The 19119-nt window shown below is 69.8% G+C and carries 13 protein-coding genes and 1 pseudogene; 9 read left to right on the top strand and 5 right to left on the bottom strand.

Annotated elements, in window-relative coordinates:
* Positions 1–47 precede the first annotated feature (47 nt).
* The 6 genes from ACVNF4_RS04070 (at position 48) to ACVNF4_RS04045 (ending at position 8714) form a co-directional block, all read left to right on the top strand.
* Entirely contained in the window at positions 48–1247 is a 1200-nt protein-coding gene (locus ACVNF4_RS04070) for an ROK family transcriptional regulator (protein WP_461801281.1), read from the top strand.
* Between the two features lie 121 nt (positions 1248–1368).
* Complete coding sequence (locus ACVNF4_RS04065) at positions 1369–2487, top strand: sugar ABC transporter substrate-binding protein (RefSeq protein ID WP_461801256.1); 1119 nt, start codon at positions 1369–1371, stop codon at positions 2485–2487.
* 345 nt (positions 2488–2832) lie between these two features.
* The gene (locus ACVNF4_RS04060; RefSeq protein WP_461801255.1) at positions 2833–3624 is read left to right on the top strand and encodes an ATP-binding cassette domain-containing protein; all 792 of its coding nucleotides are present in this window, start codon (positions 2833–2835) and stop codon (positions 3622–3624) included.
* On the top strand, positions 3621–4985 hold the full coding sequence (locus ACVNF4_RS04055) for a sugar ABC transporter permease (protein ID WP_461801254.1): 1365 nt from the start codon (positions 3621–3623) through the stop codon (positions 4983–4985). The genes ACVNF4_RS04060 and ACVNF4_RS04055 overlap by 4 nt, the downstream gene beginning before the upstream one ends.
* Before the next feature lie 198 nt (positions 4986–5183).
* Positions 5184–7103 carry a 1-deoxy-D-xylulose-5-phosphate synthase gene (dxs, locus tag ACVNF4_RS04050; RefSeq protein ID WP_461801253.1) on the top strand — a complete coding sequence of 640 codons (1920 nt, stop codon included), beginning with the start codon at positions 5184–5186 and terminating at the stop codon, positions 7101–7103.
* A 132-nt stretch (positions 7104–7235) separates the two neighbouring features.
* Positions 7236–8714 carry an amino acid permease gene (locus ACVNF4_RS04045; protein ID WP_461801252.1) on the top strand — a complete coding sequence of 493 codons (1479 nt, stop codon included), beginning with the start codon at positions 7236–7238 and terminating at the stop codon, positions 8712–8714.
* A 59-nt stretch (positions 8715–8773) separates the two neighbouring features.
* Here the strand turns inward: ACVNF4_RS04045 and ACVNF4_RS04040 are convergent, their stop codons facing one another.
* The 4 genes from ACVNF4_RS04040 to ACVNF4_RS04025 form a co-directional block, all read right to left on the bottom strand.
* Positions 8774–10912, bottom strand: coding sequence for a 3-hydroxyacyl-CoA dehydrogenase NAD-binding domain-containing protein (locus ACVNF4_RS04040; protein ID WP_461801251.1), 2139 nt, complete (start codon positions 10910–10912; stop codon positions 8774–8776).
* Positions 10909–12126, bottom strand: a complete 1218-nt coding sequence (locus tag ACVNF4_RS04035) for a thiolase family protein (RefSeq protein WP_461801250.1) — start codon at positions 12124–12126, stop codon at positions 10909–10911. The genes ACVNF4_RS04040 and ACVNF4_RS04035 overlap by 4 nt, the downstream gene beginning before the upstream one ends.
* A gap of 138 nt (positions 12127–12264) precedes the next feature.
* The gene (locus tag ACVNF4_RS04030; protein ID WP_461801249.1) at positions 12265–13293 is read right to left on the bottom strand and encodes a LacI family DNA-binding transcriptional regulator; all 1029 of its coding nucleotides are present in this window, start codon (positions 13291–13293) and stop codon (positions 12265–12267) included.
* Positions 13290–15662: a glycoside hydrolase family 2 protein gene (locus tag ACVNF4_RS04025; RefSeq protein ID WP_461801248.1), complete on the bottom strand. Its 2373-nt coding sequence runs from the start codon at positions 15660–15662 to the stop codon at positions 13290–13292. Before ACVNF4_RS04025 ends, ACVNF4_RS04030 begins: the two co-directional genes overlap by 4 nt.
* Before the next feature lie 153 nt (positions 15663–15815).
* Here ACVNF4_RS04025 and ACVNF4_RS04020 point away from each other — a divergent pair, with 153 nt between their 5' ends.
* Genes ACVNF4_RS04020 through ACVNF4_RS04010 form a run of 3 tightly spaced genes read left to right on the top strand, consistent with a single transcriptional unit; the run spans position 15816 to position 18855 of the window.
* Entirely contained in the window at positions 15816–17129 is a 1314-nt protein-coding gene (locus tag ACVNF4_RS04020; protein WP_461801247.1) for an ABC transporter substrate-binding protein, read from the top strand.
* Positions 17126–18028: a carbohydrate ABC transporter permease gene (locus ACVNF4_RS04015; protein WP_461801246.1), complete on the top strand. Its 903-nt coding sequence runs from the start codon at positions 17126–17128 to the stop codon at positions 18026–18028. Before ACVNF4_RS04020 ends, ACVNF4_RS04015 begins: the two co-directional genes overlap by 4 nt.
* A complete protein-coding gene (locus ACVNF4_RS04010) occupies positions 18025–18855 on the top strand; it encodes a carbohydrate ABC transporter permease (RefSeq protein ID WP_461801245.1) in 831 nt (276 codons plus the stop codon). Before ACVNF4_RS04015 ends, ACVNF4_RS04010 begins: the two co-directional genes overlap by 4 nt.
* 3 nt (positions 18856–18858) lie before the next feature.
* Here the strand turns inward: ACVNF4_RS04010 and ACVNF4_RS04005 are convergent.
* A pseudogene (locus ACVNF4_RS04005) lies at positions 18859–19119 on the bottom strand (ribonuclease D); the annotation flags it as partial.

The raw sequence follows: 19119 nt of genomic DNA, 5'->3' as shown, positions 1-19119 counted from the left end.
ACATAGTCGGGGCCTCGTCGATGCGGCCTCGCACGCGGGAGGTCGTCGTGGAGACTCCGGGGTCGCAGTCGTCACTGCACCGAGCCAACCTGGAGCGGGTCGTACGAGCCGTGCGGATGGCCGGATCGCTCACCCAGGCGGAGATCGCCCGCACGACCGGCCTGTCCGCCGCGACCGTCTCCAACATCGTCCGGGAGCTGAAGGAAGGCGGGACCGTCGAGGTCACGCCCACCTCGGCGGGGGGACGCCGGGCGCGCAGCGTGAGCCTCAGCGGCGACGCGGGCATCGTCATAGGCGTCGACTTCGGCCATACGCATCTGCGGGTCGCCGTCGGCAACCTCGCGCACCAGGTCCTCGCCGAGGAGGCCGAGCCGCTCGACGTCGACGCCTCCTCCGCGCAAGGGTTCGACCGGGCGGAACAGCTGGTCAGCCGGCTGATCGAGGCGACCGGCGTGGACCGCTCGAAGATCGCCGGCGTCGGCCTCGGCGTCCCCGGCCCGATCGACCTGGAGTCCGGCACCCTCGGTTCCTCCGCGATCCTGCCCGGCTGGATCGGCACCCGGCCCGCCGAGGAGCTGCGCGGCAGACTCGGCGTCCCGGTCCACGTCGACAACGACGCCAACCTCGGCGCGCTCGGCGAGATGGTCTGGGGCAGCGGCCGGGGTGTTCGTGATCTTGCTTACATCAAGGTCGCCAGCGGGGTCGGCGCGGGTCTCGTCATCAGCGGACGGATCTACCGGGGTCCGGGCGGTACCGCGGGCGAGATCGGGCACATCACGCTGGACGAGTCGGGGCCCGTCTGCCGGTGCGGGAACCGGGGCTGCCTGGAGACCTTCACCGCCGCGCGGTACGTCCTGCCACTCCTTCAGCCCAGTCACGGCCCGGATCTCACGATGGAGGGCGTCGTGCGGCTCGCGAGGGACGGGGATCCCGGCTGCCGCAGGGTGATCGCGGATGTCGGGCGGCACATCGGCAGTGGTGTCGCCAACCTCTGCAACCTGCTCAATCCCACCCGGGTGGTGCTCGGCGGGGATCTCGCGGAGGCCGGAGAACTGGTACTGGGGCCGATCCGGGAGTCCGTCGGGCGGTACGCCATCCCCAGCGCGGCGCGTCAACTCACCGTGCTCCCCGGGGCGTTGGGGGGTCGTGCCGAGGTGCTCGGGGCCCTCGCGCTGGCCCTGAGCGAGATGGGCGATTCGACACTTTTGGACGGCACGCTGACCGCTTCGGCACCCGCGTTCACTTAGAGAACGCATAGCGCCGTTGCCATCTCGTTAAGTATTTACTTCTTGACGCCGAACGTACGGCCGAGTTGACTTCCAGCCACCTCGGCCGCAGCGTTGCGGCCCTGTCAGGGAGGCACCCCCAATGAACGCAACGATGCGTAGAGCCGCCATCGGCGCCACCGCCGTCACCATGGCGATCGCACTGGCCGCGTGTGGCAAGGCCGGCGACGACAAGGGCAGCGGCAGCGACTCCTCCTCGCCGGGCACCAGCTCCGGCGGTGGCGGCAAGTCCATCGGTCTGCTCCTTCCCGACACCGTGACCGCGCGGTACGAGAAGTTCGACAAGCCGTACTTCGAGGAGAAGGTCAAGGCCCTCTGCTCCGACTGCACGGTCGAGTACGCGAACGCCGCGGCCAACGCCACCACCCAGGCGCAGCAGGTCAGCACCATGATCACCAAGGGCGTCAAGGTCATCGTGATCTCCGCCCAGGACTCCGCCGCGATCAAGTCCTCGATCCAGGCCGCGGTCTCCAAGGGCGTCAAGGTCGTCGCGTACGACCGCCTCGCCCAGGGTCCGGTCTCCGGCTACGTCTCCTTCGACAACGTCAAGGTCGGCGAGCTCCAGGGCCAGGCCCTGCTCTCCGCGCTCGGCGCGAAGGCCACCAAGGACTCCAAGATCGTCATGATCAACGGCGACGACGGCGACCCGAACGCCGCGGAGTTCAAGAAGGGCGCCCACCAGGCCCTCGACGGCAAGGTCACCATCGCCTACGAGCAGTCGGGCCTGTGGAAGGACACGGTCGCCGCGCAGAAGATGTCCGCCGCGATCACGCAGCTCGGCGCGAAGAACATCGCCGGTGTCTACTCCGCCAACGACGGCATGGCCGGCGGCATCGCCAACACCCTCAAGGGCGCCGGCATCAGCGGCATCCCGCTGACCGGCCAGGACGCGGAGCTCGCGGGTATCCAGCGCATCGTCGCCGGCACCCAGTCCTCCACCGTCTACAAGGCGTTCCGTCCCGAGGCCGACGCCGCCGCGACCATGGCGGTCGACCTCCTCCAGGGCAAGGACATCGCCTCCCTCGCCACCACCACCCTGACCAGCGGTTCCGGCGACAAGGTCCCGTCCCAGCTGCTGACCCCGGTCTCCGTGACCAAGGCCAACATCAAGGACACGGTCATCAAGGACGGCCTCTACACCGCCGCCCAGATCTGCACGGGCGAGTTCGCGGCCCCCTGCAAGGCCGCCGGCCTCCAGTAAGGCGAAGGTGACGGGGCCCGGCACCCGGGCCCACGGGCTCCGAGGACGAACGGGCCCCGGAGGAGCGAGCGGAACACACGGACCGGCACACCGGCCCCGCACCCCTCGCTCCTCCACGGCCTGCCCGGCCTCCCCGGCCTCCCGCACCCCGTACACCCCCGCCCTCCCCGAGAGCTCGTCCGGTGTCCGCCCCACCTCTACGTCCCGCTACCGGGACGGACGCCGGACGTACCGGGGACGCGCAGTTGTTGCCAACGGCGACGGACGCGCGCATGTTCATTCTGTAAAACCCCTCCGCGCCTGATAACCCCAGCGCGGTACCCCGCCGGTCAGGCGGCGAAGGAGATGGTTCACGTGTCCGCTACGCCCGTGCTGGCGTTGCGCGGAGTCTCCAAGCGATTCGGTGCGGTCCAGGCCCTCACCGACGTCGATCTGGAGGTCCACGCCGGAGAAGTGGTCGCCCTGGTCGGCGACAACGGCGCAGGAAAGTCCACGCTGGTCAAGACGATCGCGGGGGTCCACCCGATCGACGAGGGCGTCATCGAGTGGGAAGGGCAGCCGGTCAGCATCAACAAGCCGCACGACGCCCAGGGCCTCGGTGTCGCGACCGTCTACCAGGACCTCGCGCTGTGCGACAACCTCGACGTCGTCGGCAACCTCTACCTCGGCCGTGAGCTGCTGCGCCGCGGCACGATCGACGAGGTCACGATGGAGAAGAACGCGCGCGAGCTGCTCTCGACGCTCTCCATCCGCATCCCGAGCGTCCGCATCCCGATCGCGAGCCTCTCCGGCGGCCAGCGCCAGGTCGTCGCGATCGCCCGCGCCCTCATCGGCGACCCCAAGGTCGTCATCCTCGACGAGCCCACCGCGGCCCTCGGTGTCGAGCAGACCGCGCAGGTCCTCGACCTCGTCGAGCGGCTGCGCGAGCGCGGCCTCGGCGTCATCCTCATCAGCCACAACATGGCGGACGTCAAGGCGGTCGCCGACACCGTCCACGTGCTGCGCCTGGGCAAGAACAACGGCTCCTTCCCGGTGAAGGACACCAGCCACGAAGAGATCATCGCCGCGATCACGGGTGCCACGGACAACGCCGTGACCCGCCGTGCCGGGCGTCGCACCACGGAGGCGGCGAAGTGAGCGACAAGACCACCAACGAAGCGAAGGCCGAGCAGGCCACCGCCGAGGAGGCGGCGAAGACGGACGTCACCAAGGCCGCCGCCGGCCAGGACACCGTCGCCCCCGCCGACGACCCGACCGCCGCGCCGGTCACCGTCGTCGACCCGCGCCTCCTCGTGCGCGAAGAGGGCTTCAAGGGCTACTGGACGGAGTTCGTCCGCAAGGTCAAGGGCGGTGAGCTGGGCTCGATCCCGGTCGTCCTCGGCCTGATCATCATCTGGACGATCTTCCAGGTGAAGAACGACCGCTTCCTGAGCGCCGACAACCTCTCCAACATCAGCTACTTCCTCTCGGCCACCGGCATGCTCGCCATCGGCCTGGTGTTCGTGCTGCTGCTCGGCGAGATCGACCTGTCCGTCGGCTCGGTCAGCGGCCTCGCCTCGACCCTGTTCGCGGTGTTCGTGGTGGACCACACCATGAACCCGTGGCTGTCGCTGTTCCTGACGATCCTCACGGGCGCCGCGATCGGCGCGCTGCACGGCTGGTTCTTCGCGAAGATCGGCGTACCCGCGTTCGTCGTCACCCTGGCCGGCTTCCTCGGCTGGAACGGTCTGATGCTGTGGCTGCTGGGCTCCTCCGGCACGATCAACATCCCCTCGGACTCCGGGCCCGTGCACATCCTGGGCCAGAGCTCCTTCTTCCTGGACCAGCAGATCATCGGCGCCTACCTGCTCGCCGGTCTCGCCGTCGTCCTCTCGCTGATCGGCAACTTCGGTGAGCAGAGCCGCCGCAAGGCAGCCGGCGTCCCGTTCCGGCCCACCGCCGAGATCCTGATCCGCGTCGGCCTGCTGGCCGTCGCCTCGTTCGTCGCGGCGGCCGTCCTGAACAGCGCCAACGGCGTCTCCAACGCGTTGGTGATCTTCCTCGTGTCCCTGGTGATCGTGGACTTCGTGCTGCGCCGCACGACGTACGGCCGCAAGGTCTTCGCGGTCGGCGGCGGCATCGAGGCGGCCCGCCGCGCCGGTATCAACGTGTCCATGATCCGCATCACCGTCTTCGCCATCTCCGGCGGCTTCGCGGCGGTCGGCGGCATGTTCTTCGCCGGCCAGACGGCGTCCGCGACGCTGAACGCGGGCGGCGGCAACACCCTGATGCTGGCGATCGCCGCCGCGGTCATCGGCGGTACGTCGCTCTTCGGCGGCCGTGGCACAGTGTGGTCCGCGCTCCTCGGCATGCTGGTCATCCAGTCCATCCAGACCGGTCTCGACCTGCTCAACATGAACACGTCGATCCAGTACATGATCACCGGCGGCGTGCTCCTGGGCGCCGTCGTCATCGACTCGGTGTCCCGCCGGAGCCAGAAGGCGTCCGGACGCGGCTGACGGCCGGCCCCATGAGATGACCGCGCCCGGCGCTCGCACACGAGTGCCGGGCACAGTCATGTCATAGGGTCAGCGGATCGTGGGTACGGCCGAACGCGTGACGTACGACGCATGGGCCGGAGTCCGGCCACCGGGACGGAACATTAGACTCGACAAGCCCGGCAACAGCTCGAACAGCTCTACTGCAAGGAGGCACGGGTGCCGCTGCTGACCCGCATCACGGGACCGCGCGATCTGGACCGGCTCAGCCTGGAGGAGCTGGACCAGCTGGCCGGGGAGATCAGGACCTTCCTCGTGGAGGCCGTCTCCAAGACCGGCGGCCACCTCGGACCGAACCTCGGCGTGGTCGAGCTGACCATCGCCCTGCACCGCGTGTTCGAGTCCCCCCGGGACAAGGTGCTGTGGGACACCGGCCACCAGTCCTACGTCCACAAACTCCTCACGGGCCGCCAGGACTTCTCGAAGCTCAAACAGAAGGGCGGCCTCTCCGGCTACCCCTCGCAGGGCGAGTCCGAGCACGACGTCATCGAGAACAGCCACGCCTCCACGGTCCTCGGCTGGGCCGACGGCATCGCCAAGGGCAACGAGATCCTCGGCCGGGACGCGCACGTCGCCGCGGTCATCGGGGACGGCGCCCTCACCGGCGGCATGGCCTGGGAGGCGCTCAACAACATCGCCGACGCCAAGGACCGCCCGCTCGTCATCGTCGTCAACGACAACGAGCGCTCCTACGCGCCGACCATCGGCGGCCTCGCCAACCACCTGGCGACCCTGCGCACCACGGACGGCTACGAGCGCTTCCTGGCGCGCGGCAAGGACCTCCTGGAGCGCACCCCGGTCGTCGGCAAGCCCCTCTTCGACACGCTGCACGGCGCGAAGAAGGGCCTCAAGGACTTCATCGCCCCGCAGGGCATGTTCGAGGACCTCGGCCTGAAGTACCTCGGCCCGATCGACGGCCACGACATCGAGGCCCTGGAGTCGGCTCTGTCGCGCGCCAAGCGGTTCGGCGGCCCGGTCATCGTCCACGTCATCACCGAGAAGGGCCGCGGCTACCAGCCCGCCCTCCAGGACGAGGCGGACCGCTTCCACGCCGTCGGCAAGATCCACCCGGACACGGGCCTGCCGATCAGCTCGTCCGGTGCCGACTGGACGTCCGTCTTCGGCGAGGAGATGGTCAAGCTCGGCAACGAGCGCGCGGACATCGTCGCCATCACCGCCGCGATGCTCCAGCCCGTCGGCCTGGACAAGTTCGCGAAGGCGTTCCCGGAGCGCGTGTACGACGTCGGCATCGCCGAGCAGCACGGCGCCGTCTCCGCCGCGGGCCTCGCGCACGCGGGTGTGCACCCCGTGTTCGCCGTGTACGCGACGTTCCTGAACCGTGCCTTCGACCAGGTCCTGATGGACGTCGCCCTGCACAAGTGCGGCGTGACGTTCGTCCTGGACCGCGCGGGAGTCACCGGCACGGACGGCGCCTCCCACAACGGCATGTGGGACATGTCGATCCTCCAGGTCGTCCCGGGTCTGCGCCTCGCCGCCCCGCGTGACGCGGAGCAGGTCCGCGCGCAACTGCGCGAGGCCGTCGCGGTGGACGACGCGCCGACGGTCGTGCGCTTCTCCAAGGGGGCCGTGGGGCCCGCTGTACCGGCCGTGGGGCGCGTGGGCGGCATGGACGTGCTGCGGGAGCCGGGGACGGACTCTCCGGACGTCCTGCTGGTCTCTGTGGGCGCGCTGGCGCCGATGTGCCTGGAGATCGCCTCGCTGCTGGACAAGCAGGGCATCACCACCACCGTCGTCGACCCGCGCTGGGTCAAGCCGGTCGACGAGTCGATGGCCCCGCTCGCGGAGCGGCACCGCGTGGTCGTCACCGTCGAGGACAACTCGCGGGTCGGCGGCGTCGGCTCGGCGGTCGCGCAGGCGCTGCGGGACGCGGGTGTGGATGTGCCTCTGCGTGACTTCGGCATCCCGCCGCGCTTCCTCGACCACGCCTCCCGCGCGGAGGTCATGGCGGAGATCGGGCTGACCGCGCCGGACATCGCGCGCCAGGTCACCGGCCTGGTCGCGAAGATCGACGGGAAGTACGGCAGCGCCGTGGAGTCGGTGGAACCCGCCCGCGACTGACCACACGACACGCCTGGACGGGCCGGATTCTTCACTGCTTGGAGTGACGGGTGCGGCCCGTTCGCGTCAACGGGGTGTCGTACGGGCATACGACCTGTACCCCTTCTCGACCAGGCGTGGGAGGTCATCCCCATGAGCAGCAGCGTCTTCCGCACGAAACAGGTCGAGCAGTCGATCCAGGACACCGAGGAGCCCGAGCACGCCCTCAAGAAGTCTCTGTCGGCCCTGGACCTGACGGTCTTCGGCGTCGGGGTCATCATCGGGACCGGCATCTTCGTCCTGACGGGTACGGTCGCGAAGAACAACGCGGGCCCGGCCACCGCCCTCGCCTTCGTCGTCGCGGGTGTCGTGTGCGCGCTCGCCGCGCTCTGCTACGCCGAGTTCGCGTCGACGGTCCCGGTGGCGGGGTCCGCGTACACGTTCAGTTACGCGTCGCTGGGGGAGTTGCCCGCCTGGATCATCGGCTGGGACCTGGTCCTGGAGTTCGCGCTGGGCACGGCGGTGGTGGCCGTCGGCTGGTCGGGGTACATCGCCTCGCTGCTGGACAACGCGGGCTGGCATCTGCCGGCGGCGCTGAGCGGGCGGGACGGCGCGGACGGCTTCGGGTTCGACATCCTCGCCGCCGCCCTCGTCCTCGTCCTCACCGGGATCCTCGTCCTCGGGACGAAGCTCTCCGCGCGCGTGACGTCGGTGGTCGTCGCGATCAAGGTGACCGTCGTCCTCGTCGTCATCGTCGCGGGCGCCTTCTTCATCAAGGGCGACAACTACCACCCGTTCATCCCGAAGTCCCAGACCGTGGAGGCGGGCGGTGACCTCAAGTCCCCGCTGGTGCAGCTGATGTTCGGCTGGGCCCCCGCCAACTTCGGTGTCATGGGGATCTTCACGGCGGCGTCCGTCGTGTTCTTCGCGTTCATCGGCTTCGACGTGGTCGCGACGGCCGCCGAGGAGACGCGCAACCCGCAGCGCGACATGCCCCGGGGCATCCTCGGCTCACTCCTGATCTGCACGACGCTCTACGTGGCCGTCTCCGTCGTCGTCACCGGCATGCAGCACTACACGGACCTCTCGGTCACCGCGCCCCTCGCGGACGCCTTCAAGGCCACCGGGCACCCCTGGTTCGCGGGGTTCATCAGCTTCGGCGCGGCGGTCGGCCTGACGACGGTCTGCATGATCCTGCTGCTCGGCCAGACCCGGGTCTTCTTCGCGATGAGCCGCGACGGCCTGCTCCCGACGTTCTTCTCCCACGTCCACCCCCGCTACCGCACCCCGCACCGGCCGACGATCCTCCTCGGCGTGATCATCGCGATCGTCGCCGGTTTCACCCCGCTCAGCGAACTGGCCGAACTGGTCAACATCGGCACCCTGTTCGCGTTCGTGGTCGTCGCGATCGGCGTCGTCCTCCTGCGCGGCAGCCGCCCCGACCTCCCGCGCGCGTTCCGCACCCCGTGGGTCCCGCTGATCCCGGTCCTGTCGGTCGCCGCGTCCCTGTGGCTGATGCTGAACCTGCCGGCCGAGACGTGGCTGAGGTTCGGGATCTGGATGGCGATCGGGTTCGCGGTGTACTTCCTGTACGGGAGGAAGAACAGCAGGCTGGGGCAGGTCGGCCGGTAGCCGGGTACGAAAAAGAGGGCCTCCGCCGAGGCCCTCTTTCCGTTCGGTACCGCGAGCGGTTACGCCGGGACCGAGGCCACGCCGTCCGCCAGGAACTTCTTGCCGTTCACCTTCTCGGAGACGCCCTCACGGTCCAGGTACGGCGTGATGCCGCCCAGGTGGAAGGGCCAGCCGGCGCCGGTGATCAGGCAGAGGTCGATGTCCTGCGCCTCGGCGACGACACCCTCCTCCAGCATGAGCCCGATCTCCTGCGCGACGGCCTCCAGGACCCGCGCCCGCACCTGCTCCTCGGTGAGGGCCTCGGTGCCCTGCTTGAGGAGGGCGGCGACCTCGGGGTCCAGCTCCGGCTTGAAGCCGTTCTCCGCGCGGTACACGTAGAAGCCGCGCTTGCCCGCCTCGACGACCGCCTTGAGGTTCGGGGAGACGGTGAAGCGGTCCGGGAACGCGTGGTGGAGCGTCTCGGAGACGTGCAGACCGATCGCGGGGCCGACCAGTTCCAGCAGGACCAGCGGCGACATCGGCAGCCCGAGCGGCTCGACGGCCTTCTCGGCGACCTCGACGGACGTCCCCTCGTCGATCACGTTCTGCACCTCGCCCATGAAGCGGGTCAGGACGCGGTTGACGACGAACGCGGGCGCGTCCTTCACCAGGACGGCCGTCTTCTTCAGCTTCTTGGCGACGCCGAACGCCGTGGCCAGCGAGGCGTCGTCCGTCTGCTCCCCGCGCACGATCTCCAGGAGCGGCAGCACGGCGACGGGGTTGAAGAAGTGGAAGCCGACGACCCGCTCGGGGTGCTTCAGCTTCGACGCCATCTCGGTGACCGACAGCGAGGAGGTGTTGGTCGCGAGGATCGCGTGCGCCGGGGCGACCGCCTCCACCTCGGCGAACACCTGCTGCTTGACGCCGATCTCCTCGAAGACGGCCTCGATGACGAAGTCGGCGTCGGAGAAGCCCTCGGCCTTGTCGAGGACGCCCGTGACCAGGGCCTTGAGGCGGTTGGCCTTGTCCTGGTTGATGCGGCCCTTGCCGAGCAGCTTGTCGATCTCGGCGTGGACGTAGCCCACACCCTTGTCGATGCGCTCCTGGTCGATGTCGGTCAGCACGACCGGCACCTCCAGGCGGCGCAGGAACAGCAGCGCGAGCTGCGAGGCCATCAGACCGGCGCCGACGACACCGACCTTGGTGACCGGACGCGCGAGGGACTTGTCCGGCGCCCCGGCGGGCCGCTTGCCGCGCTTCTGCACGAGGTTGAACGAGTAGATCCCGGCGCGCAGTTCCCCGCCCATGATCAGGTCGGCGAGCGCCTGGTTCTCGGCGTCGAACCCGGCCTGGAGGTCGCCGTCCTTCGCGGCGGCGACGATGTCCAGCGCCCGGTAGGCGGCGGGGGCGGCGCCGTGCACCTTGGAGTCGGCGAACGCGCGGCCCTTGGCGACGGCCTGGTCCCACGCCTCACCGCGGTCGACGGCGGGCCGCTCGACCTTGATGTCGCCCTTCAGGACGGACGCCGTCCAGATCAGCGACTGCTCCAGGAAGTCCGCGCCCTCGAAGAGCGCGTCGGCGATCCCGAGGTCGAAGACCTGCTGGCCCTTGAGCTGCTTGTTCTGGTTGAGGGTGTTCTCGACGATGACCGAGATGGCCTTCTCGGCGCCGATCAGGTTCGGCAGCAGCGTGCAGCCGCCCCAGCCGGGGACGAGGCCGAGGAAGACCTCGGACAGCGAGAACGCCGGGATCACCTTCGAGACGGTCCGGTACTCGCAGTGCAGACCGATCTCGACGCCACCGCCCATGGCCGCGCCGTTGTAGTACGCGAAGGTGGGGACGGCGAGGGTCGCCAGGCGCTTGAAGACGTCGTGGCCGCCCTTGGCGCTCGCGTAGGCGTGGTCCCACTGCTTGACCCGCTCGACGCCCTTGAGGTCGGCGCCGACGGCGAAGATGAACGGCTTGCCGGTGACGCCGACGCCGACGATCTCGCCGGCCGCGGCCTCCGCCTCGACCTGGTCGAGCGCCGCGTCCAGCTTCGCGAGGGACGCCGGGCCGAAGGTGGTCGGCTTGGTGTGGTCCAGGCCGTTGTCCAGGGTGATCAGCGCGAAGCGGCCCGCGCCGGAGGGGAGGTCGAGGTGGCGGACGTGCGCCGACGTGACGACCTCGTCGGGGAACAGCTCGGCCGCGCCCTTCAACAGCTCGGTGGTGGTGCTCACTTGTCCCCCTCGAAGTGCGGGTTCTCCCAGATGACCGTCGCGCCCATGCCGAAGCCGACGCACATGGTGGTCAGGCCGTAGCGGACGTGCGGCTGGTCCTCGAACTGCCGGGCCAGCTGGGTCATCAGCCGGACGCCGGAGGAGGCCAGCGGGTGACCGAAGGCGATCGCGCCGCCGTACTGGTTGACGCGCTCGTCGTCGTCCGCGATGCCGTAGTGGTCGAGGAAGGCGAGCACCTGGACGGCGAACGCCTCGTTGATCTCGAAGAGGCCGATGTCCTCGATGGACAGGCCCGTCTGCGCGAGGGCCTTCTCCGTGGCCGGGATCGGGCCGTAGCCCATGACCTCCGGCTCCACACCCACGAAGGAGTAGGAGACGAGGCGCATCTTCACCGGGAGGTTGTTCTCGCGGGCGAAGTCCTCGGACGCGATGAGGGAGGCGGTCGCGCCGTCGTTCAGACCGGCCGCGTTGCCCGCGGTGACCCGGCCGTGCACGCGGAAGGGGGTCTTGAGGCCGGAGAGGTTCTCCAGCGTCGTCCCCGGGCGCATCGGCTCGTCGGCGGTGACCAGGCCCCAGCCCGTCTCACCGGCCTCTTCGTTCGTGCGGCGGACCGAGATCGGGACGAGGTCGGCCTGGATCTTGCCGTCCGCGTACGCCTTGGCGGCCTTCTCCTGGGAGCGCACCGCGTATTCGTCCGCGCGCACCTTGGTGATCTGCGGGTAGCGGTCGTGCAGGTTCTCGGCGGTCATGCCCATGAACAGCGCCGACTCGTCCACCAGCTTCTCGCTGACGAACCGCGGGTTCGGGTCGACGCCCTCGCCCATCGGGTGGCGGCCCATGTGCTCGACACCACCGGCGACGGCGATGTCGTAGGCGCCGAACGCGACGGAGCCGGCGACCGTGGTGACGGCCGTCAGGGCGCCCGCGCACATGCGGTCGATGGAGTAGCCCGGCACGGACTGGGGGAGGCCCGCGAGGATGCCGGCCGTGCGGCCGATCGTCAGGCCCTGGTCGCCGATCTGCGTGGTCGCCGCGATCGCGACCTCGTCGATCTTCGCGGGGTCCAGATTGGGGTTGCGGCGCAGCAGCTCCCGGATCGCCTTGACGACGAGGTCGTCGGCCCGGGTCTCGTGGTAGATGCCCTTCGGGCCCGCCTTGCCGAACGGGGTACGGACGCCGTCGACGAAGACGACATCCCTGACGGTACGAGGCACGATGGCTCCTCCAGGGTGCGGGATGGCACAGCTGCGACGCGCCGCCCCACACAGTCGCTGAGCGGGCGCTCAGCCCCATGCTACTTATCGGTAACGTGACTGCCCAGTCCTGTGGGCGGGAGCGGCGAAGGTCACACCCTACGGTCGTGGCGGCGCCGTCGACCCCCGAGGCGTCAGCACCGGCGTGGCCACCGGATGCGACTGCCCGCCCGCCCCCAGGATCACCCCGAACAACGTCCGGGCCACCTCCGCCCCGAACCCGTGCACGTCATGGCTCATCGCCGACAGCGTCGGATGCGTCAGCCGGCACAGCTGGGAGTCGTCCCAGGCCAGCAACGACACGTCGGCCGGCACCCGCACCCCCATCTCCTGGGCCACCGACAGCCCGGCGACGGCCATGATGTCGTTGTCGTAGACGATGGCCGTTGGCCGGTCGGCGGCCGTCAGCATGGACCGCGTCGCCCGCGCCCCCGCCTCCCCGGAGTAGTCCGTCGCCACCTGCCGGGCCCCCGCGAGCCCCAGCTCACGGGCGGCGGCGTCGAAGGCGGCGGCCCGCACCGCCGTGTGCCCCAGCTCCGCCGCACCCCCCACCCGGGCGATCCGCCGGTGCCCGAGCGCCGCGAGATACCGCACCGCCTCCCGCATCGCCGCCGCGTCATCGGTCCACACGGCCGTCAGCGCCCCGGTCAGCGAGGGATCCCCGACGGCCACCACCGGCATCCCGAGGCGTTCGGCGACGGCGACCCGCGGATCGTCCGCCCGGAAGTCCACGAGGATCGACCCCCCGATCTGCCGCCCCCGCCACCACTCCTCCAGCAGCCCCGCCTCCTCCTGCGGCGACTTCACGAGCCGCAGCAGCAACGAACAGGAGTGCTCGACGATCACGCTCTCCACCCCGGACACGAACTCCATGTAGAACGGCTCAAGTCCCAGCATCCGCGCGGGACGGCAGATCGCGAGCCCGACGACGTCCACCCGCGCCCCCGCCAGCGAACGCGCGGTCAGGTTCGGCGCCCACCCGAGCTCCCGTGCCGCGGCGAATATCCGGTCCCGTGTCGCCTCGGACAGCCCCGGCTTGTGGTTGAACGCGAGTGACACCGCCCCCTTCGACACGCCGGCGCGCGCGGCGACGTCCTTGATGGTGACGCGGGGACTGGTACTCGTCATCGAGGAGGCTCCTGGCAGTACAACGCGGCGCGCGCGGCGGCGGCGTCGGGACTCTCCCAGCCGCTCACCCCCATGGTCACCCGTTCCCCGGGAAGCAACGTCACCAGCCCCCGGTCCGCACGCACTTGAGGCCCGAGCCGGTCCGCCTGGAGCAGCAGATCCCGGACGAGCGTCCGAGCCGTCACGGTCACCTGACCCGGCGCCACCGCCACCTCGAACTCGGGCCGGGGGTAAGGGATTTCGCGGTCGGCGGCCGGGAACCACCAGGCCCGCAGCCCGTCCAGATCGGCGACCAGGAACTCCTTGGCCCCGTCCGGCACCAACTCCCGCTCCACCGCCACCTCCTCAACGGCCCTGCGCCCGACGGTGAACGGCACCTCCGCCCGCGCGACCACCACCCCGTCCACCGTCATCCGCCGCAGCTCCACCACCCCGCCCCACTCCCCGGCCCCCTGGTTCACACACGCCAACACCAGCCGCTCCCCCCGGAGCTGGAACGTCGGCAACCGGTCCGCGTACAGCCGCCGCAGCTCGTGATAGAGCGGCTTCGCCCGCCCGTCCCCGTCGATCGCCGCCCAACTCGTCACCGGCCAGCAGTCGTTGAGCTGCCACACCACCGCCCCCGCACACACCGGCCAGTGCGACCGCCAGTGCTCGACGCCGGTCGCGACCGCCCGCGCCTGGTTGACCTGCGTCAGGTAGTGCCACCGGTCGAAGTCCCCGCCGGGCAGCGCGAACCGGTGCGCAAGACCCCGCTCCAGCTTGCCGTTCCCGTCCTGTGCCTTCTGGTGGTGCAGGACACCGGGGGAGTCCGGCGCCAGCTCCTCACCCGGCAGCGCCCGCCGCAGCGTCGCGTACGCCGGGGGCGCCTGCCAGCCGAACTCGGCCACGAAACGCGGGACTTCGGCGAGGTACGCGGAGAAGTCCAGCCGGTTCCACACCTCCCACGAGTGGTGCGTGCCGTGCGCCGGGTCGTTCGGATGCCGCTCCCACGAACCGGACCAGGGGCTGCCCGCCGTGTACGGCCGTGTCGGGTCCAACTCCGCGACGACGCGCGGCAGTACGCCCAGGTAGTACCCCTCACCCCACGAGTCCCCGGCGAGCCGCTCCTCCCAGCCCCAGTCCCGAAACCCCCACAGGTTTTCGTTGTTGCCGTTCCACAGCACCAGCGAGGGGTGCGGCATCAGCCGGACGACGTTCTCCCGCGCCTCCGCCTCCACCTCCCCCCGCAGCGGCTGCTCCTCCGGATACGCGGCGCACGCGAACGGAAAGTCCTGCCACACCAGCAGCCCCAACTCGTCGCACGCGTCATAGAATTCGGCGCTCTCGTAGATCCCGCCACCCCAGACCCTGACGAGGTCCACCCCCGCGTCGGCGGCCTGCGCGAGGCGCCGGCGGTACCGCTCCCGGGTGACCCGGGACGGGAACACGTCGTCCGGGATCCAGTTGACGCCGCGCGCGAAGAGCCGCTCACCGTTCACGGCCAGCGTGAACCCGGTGCCGTGCTCGTCCGGCGAGGTGTCCAGCGTGACGGTGCGGAAACCGACCCGGCGCCGCCACACGTCCAGCGGATCCGTACCGTGCAGCAACGTCAACTCCACGTCGTACAGCGGCTGTTCACCGTACCCGCGAGGCCACCACAGCGCGGCGTCCGGGACGTGGAGGCGGACGGTGCCGCTGGTGCCGTCGAGCGCGGCGCGCACCCGGCGGCCGGCCACCTCCGCCTCGACGTGGAGGGCCGCCTCGACGCGGGAGCGCTCCACCTCGACGTGCAACTCGACGACGCCGGCGCCCTGTTCGACGGTCACGAGGGGCCGGACCCGGGAGATCCGGGCCGTCCCCCAGCGCTCCAGCCGCACCGGGCGCCAGATCCCGGCGGTTACCAGCGTCGGACCCCAGTCCCAGCCGAACGAGCAGGCCATCTTGCGGATGTACTGATACGGCTCCGCGTACGCGCCGGGCCGCTCGCCCACCTTCCCGCGCACCGCCGCCGCCTCCGCGTAGGCGGACGCGAACCGCACGGTCAGCCGCCCGCTCATGCCGGTCACGTCGAACCGGTACGAGCGGTGCATGTTCCGCACCCGGCCCAGGAGTTGACCGTCGATCAGGATCTCGGCGGCCGTGTCGAGGCCCTCGAAGACCAGGTCGGTCTGCTCGTGCCCGTCGGGCTCCGCCGCGAGGTCCCGCTCGTAGACCCACTCCCGCTTCCCCACCCACGCCACCTCGGTCTCGTTCCGGCCGAGGAACGGGTCCGGGATCACCCCGGCGGCCAGCAGGTCGGTGTGCACGCAGCCCGGCACGACCGCCGGGAGCGCCTCGCCGTCGTGCCGCAGGGTCCAGCCGTCGTGCAGCGGTGCGACCTGAAGCATGTGCTCTCCCTAAACCGGTCCACCTCAGAGGAGGACGACGAGTTTCACATCCTTGGCGGGAATGGGACTTTACCGGTTGAGAAAGCGCTGTCAGAGTGCCGAATCAGCCAACCCGCACGTGCTCTTCCGTCCCACCGAACGGAGTCGATGCACATGAACCGCCGTACCGCCCTGGCCGTCGCCGTGTCAGCCGCCGTCCTCGCCGCCGGCTGCACCTCCACCGCGGGCACCTCGAAAGGCGCCGACGCGAAGGCCCCCGACGACCCCGCGAAGGTCTCCGGCACCATCACCGTCCTCACCCAGCGCACCGACCTGGTGCAGAACGGGAGGATGAAGCAGTACGCCGCAGCCTTCAACAAGACGTACCCGAAGGTGAAGGTCGAGTTCCAGGCGCTCACCAACTACGAGTCCGAAGTCAAGATCCGCATGAACACGGAGAACTACGGCGACGTCCTGATGATCCCCGGCGTCATCAAGAAGTCCGACTATCCGAAGTTCTTCGCCTCCCTCGGCACCGTCCAGGAGCGCGCCAAGAGATTCCGCTTCACCGGTTTCACCGCCGTCGACGGCAAGGTCTACGGACAGACCCCGATCGGCGTGATGCCCGGCTTCGTCTACAACAAGCGGATCTGGCGCGAGGCCGGCCACGCCGACTGGCCCACCACCCCCGAGGCGTTCCTCGCCGCCCTCAAGGCGATCAAGGACAAGACCGACGCGACGCCGTACTACACGAACTTCGCCGCCCAGTGGACGCTCACCTCCTGGACGTACGTCGACGGCGCCGTCCACTGCGACCCCGAGGCCACCGGCAAACTCGCCGTGGGCGACCCGTGGGCGCCTGACGCCGACCTGCGCGTCGGCGACACCCTCCTCCACGACATCGTGAAGCAGGGCCTCGCGGAGAAGGATCCGACCACCACCAACTGGGAACTGTCCAAACCCCAGTTGGCCAAGGGACAGATCGCCACCCAGTGGCTCGGCACCTGGGCGATCGTCCAGTTCCGGGACGCCGCCGAACAGGCCGGCGTCAACCCCGACGACATCGGCTTCATGCCGTTCCCCTCCCAGACCGGCGGCAGGTTCTGCTCCACCGTCAGCCCCGACTACAACCAGGCCGTCAACGTCCACTCCAAGCACAAGGAGGCCGCGCGCGCCTGGATCGACTGGTTCACCGAGAAGTCCGGCTACGACAAGGACAACCTCGCGATCTCCCCGCTCCGCAGCGCCCCCCTGCCCGCCGTCCTCAAGCCCTACGAGGACGCCGGCGTCAAGCTCATCGAACTCGACGACACCCAGGGTGCCCGGGTCAAACTCGTCGACAGCGAGTCCGAGGTCGGCATCTACGCCCCCGACTACCGCCTCGACCTCGTCGACCTCGCACGCGGCGCCCGCAAGGGCACGCTGGACGGGTTCTTCGACGGCCTGAGCGAGAAGTGGGCGGCGGCACAGAAGAACGTGAAGCCTTGACGGCGGACACCGTGGCGCCGCCCCCGCGCCGCGCCCGCCTCCTGCGCGGGCTCACCCCCTGGCTGTTCCTCCTCGCGCCCCTCGCCCTGCTGATCACCTTCACGTACGTGCCGATCGTCAACATGGTCGGCTACAGCTTCACCGACTGGGACGGCGTGAGCCCCGAACTGCACTACACGGGCGCCGACAACTACCGCGAACTCGCCACCCGGCCCGACCTGTTCGAGGTGTTCTTCGTCAGCGGCTACTACCTCGCCGCGTCCGCCGTCCAGATCGTCGCCGCGCTCTACTTCGCGACGATCCTGAGCTTCGACGTGCGGTTCCGGAACTTCTTCAAGGGGGTGCTCTTCTTCCCGTACCTGATCAACGGGGTCGCCATCGGGTTCGTCTTCCTGTACTTCTTCCAGGACGGCGGCACCCTCGACTCCGTCCTCGCCCTGTTCGGCGTCCACACCGACCACGCCTGGCTCGGCACGCCGGTCTCCGCGAACGTGTCCCTCGCGGGCGTCTCCGTCTGGCGCTACCTCGGGCTGAACTTCGTGCTGTTCCTCGGGGCGATCCAGTCCGTGCCGGGCGAGCTGTACGAGGCGGCCGAACTGGACGGCGCCAACCGCTGGCACCAGTTCCGCCACATCATCGCCCCCGGCATCAAACCGGTCCTGACGCTGACGGTCGTCCTGTCCGTCTCCGGGTCCCTCGCGGCGTTCGAGATCCCGTACATCATGACCGGCGGCGCGACCGGCACGGAGACGTTCGTCATCCAGACCGTGAAACTCGCCTTCCAGTTCAACAAGACCGGCCTCGCCTCGGCCTGCGCGGTGGTCCTCCTGCTGATCGTCCTCGCCGTCACCTGGCTCCAGCGCAGGCTCGTCCCGGACGACAGGGTGGACCTGACATGACGCGTCGCGCACTGGCCCGCGCCCTCATCTACGCCACCCTGATCCTCGCCACCCTCGTCGTCCTCCTGCCGCTCGCCGTCGTCCTCCTGACGTCCCTCAAGACGGACGACGAACTCGCGCGCGGCGACGAGGCGCTGGCCCTGCCCGACGACTTCCTCGACTTCCACAACTACGTCACGGCGTTCCAGGACGGCCACATGCTGTCCGCCCTCGGCAACACCGCGATCATCCTGCTGCTCTCCATCACCGGGACCGTCCTGATCGGTTCGATGACGGCCTACGCGATCGACCGCTTCACGTTCCCCTTACGGAAACTGGTCGTCGCCCTGTTCCTGCTGGCCGCCCTGGTCCCCGGCGTCACCACCCAGGTCGCGACCTTCCAGATCGTCAACGGCTTCGGCCTCTTCGACACCCTCTGGGCCCCCGTCGCCCTCTACATGGGCACCGACATCGTCTCCATCTACATCTTTCTGCAATTCGTCCGCTCGATCCCGGTCTCCCTGGACGAATCGGCCCGCCTGGACGGCGCGAACGCCTTCACGATCTATCGCCGGATCATCTTCCCGCTGCTGAAACCGGCGACAGCGACGGTCGTCATCGTGAAAGGCATCACCGTCTACAACGACTTCTACATCCCGTTCCTGTACATGCCGTCCCAGGACCTGGGCACCGTCTCGACGTCACTGTTCCGCTTCAAGGGGCCGTTCGGCGCGCACTGGGAGACGATCTCGGCCGGGGCGATCCTGGTGATCCTCCCGACCTTGATCGTCTTTCTGGCGTTGCAGAGGTTCATCTACAACGGCTTCACGAGAGGCGCGACGAGGTGACAGTTAGGCGGGTTCAACCCCCAGCGCCTCCACCAGCACCGGCGTCACCAGCTCCACCTGCCAGGCCCGAGCCCCGAGCGCGACCAGCACCTCCGCGACCCCCTCCGCATCGGCGGCAGCCGGCGGCTCCCAGCACACCCTCCGCACGGTGTCCGGAGTGATCAGGTTCTCCTGAGGCATGTTCAGCCGCTCGGCCACCGCGGCGATCCGCGCGCGGGCGGCGCTCAGCCGTGCCGCCGCCGCGGGGTCCTTGTCGGCCCACGC

The organism is Streptomyces sp. S6 (assembly GCF_054880855.1).
Note: the sequence above shows the minus strand (reverse complement) of the source record. Positions and strands in the feature narration are given on the sequence as shown.

What these genes read in the sequence shown, in the direction of transcription:
- ACVNF4_RS04020 (WP_461801247.1), top strand. Translation starts at nt 15,816, where the DNA reads ATGAACCGCCGTACCGCCCTGGCCGTCGCCGTGTCAGCCGCCGTCCTC.
- ACVNF4_RS04065 (WP_461801256.1), top strand. Translation starts at nt 1,369, where the DNA reads ATGAACGCAACGATGCGTAGAGCCGCCATCGGCGCCACCGCCGTCACC.
- ACVNF4_RS04010 (WP_461801245.1), top strand. Translation starts at nt 18,025, where the DNA reads ATGACGCGTCGCGCACTGGCCCGCGCCCTCATCTACGCCACCCTGATC.
- ACVNF4_RS04060 (WP_461801255.1), top strand. Translation starts at nt 2,833, where the DNA reads ATGGTTCACGTGTCCGCTACGCCCGTGCTGGCGTTGCGCGGAGTCTCC.
- ACVNF4_RS04030 (WP_461801249.1), bottom strand. Translation starts at nt 13,293, where the DNA reads ATGACGAGTACCAGTCCCCGCGTCACCATCAAGGACGTCGCCGCGCGC.
- ACVNF4_RS04045 (WP_461801252.1), top strand. Translation starts at nt 7,236, where the DNA reads ATGAGCAGCAGCGTCTTCCGCACGAAACAGGTCGAGCAGTCGATCCAG.
- ACVNF4_RS04025 (WP_461801248.1), bottom strand. Translation starts at nt 15,662, where the DNA reads ATGCTTCAGGTCGCACCGCTGCACGACGGCTGGACCCTGCGGCACGAC.